Source organism: Nitrobacter sp. 62-23, assembly GCF_001897285.1.
Lineage (GTDB): Bacteria > Pseudomonadota > Alphaproteobacteria > Rhizobiales > Xanthobacteraceae > Nitrobacter.
This window is the reverse complement of the sequence record NZ_MKSM01000107.1, coordinates 1-944: the sequence shown is the minus strand read 5'-3', so window position 1 is coordinate 944 and position 944 is coordinate 1. Positions and strand designations below refer to the sequence as shown.

Genomic DNA, 944 nt, shown 5'->3' with positions numbered 1-944 from the left:
TACCTCGCGTTCTTCCTGCCGATGGCGACGACGCGCACGCTGCTGCTGAAGACCGGCATCATCCACGATATCGGCACGGTGTCGCTGATCGTCACCGTCGCCGGCGTGATCGGCGCCGTACTGATCTGGTGGGCGTGCCGCAATACGCGGGCGAACTTCCTGTTCGAGCGTCCGGACGCCTTCTGGATCGCGCCGAGAAAGCGCGCGGCCGCGCTGCAGGCGGCGGAATAAGCGAGAGGCCATCACCCAACCAAGCCGGACCTGCCGCAATTTTGCTGGCGATGGCGACCCGCAAGGGGGTGCCATTGCGCGCAAGAGTCCTTAAGTTGCGGCCATGCCGAAGAAGCCAGCCGCCGAACCTGCCGCCGCGACACCTGCCCCAGCCGAGCTCCCCGCGAGAGCCATCCCCGCTCCTGCGGCGACAGGCGCCGGCATGCAGGGCAAGCACGTCTTCTTGGTCGACGGCTCTTCCTACATCTTTCGCGCCTATCACGCGCTGCCGCCGCTGAACCGCAAGTCCGACGGCATGCAGGTCAATGCGGTGCTCGGCTTCTGCAACATGCTGTGGAAGCTGTTGCGCGACATGCCGAAGGACGACAAGCCGACTCACCTCGCGATCGTCTTCGACAAATCCGAGGTCACCTTCCGCAACAAGCTCTATGCCGACTACAAGGCGCATCGGCCGCCCGCGCCCGACGACCTGATCCCGCAATTCGCGTTGATCCGCGAGGCGGTGAAGGCGTTCGACCTGCCCTGCCTCGAACAGATCGGTTTCGAGGCCGACGACCTGATCGCGACCTATGTGCGGCAGGCCTGCGAGCGCGGCGCGACCTCGACCATCGTCTCTTCGGACAAGGACCTGATGCAACTCGTCACCGACTGCGTCACCATGTACGACACCATGAAGGATCGCCGCCTCGGCGTTCCCGAGGTGATCGAGAAAT

The 944-nt window shown here is 64.6% G+C and carries 2 pseudogenes (1 of these 2 running past the window's edge); both read left to right on the top strand.

The window, feature by feature from the left end:
- Positions 1–231 (top strand): annotated as a pseudogene (locus BGO16_RS11290) (acyltransferase family protein) (its annotated part extends 567 nt beyond the left edge of the window); the annotation flags it as partial.
- Between the two features lie 103 nt (positions 232–334).
- Positions 335–944, top strand: a pseudogene (locus BGO16_RS11285) (DNA polymerase I); the annotation flags it as partial.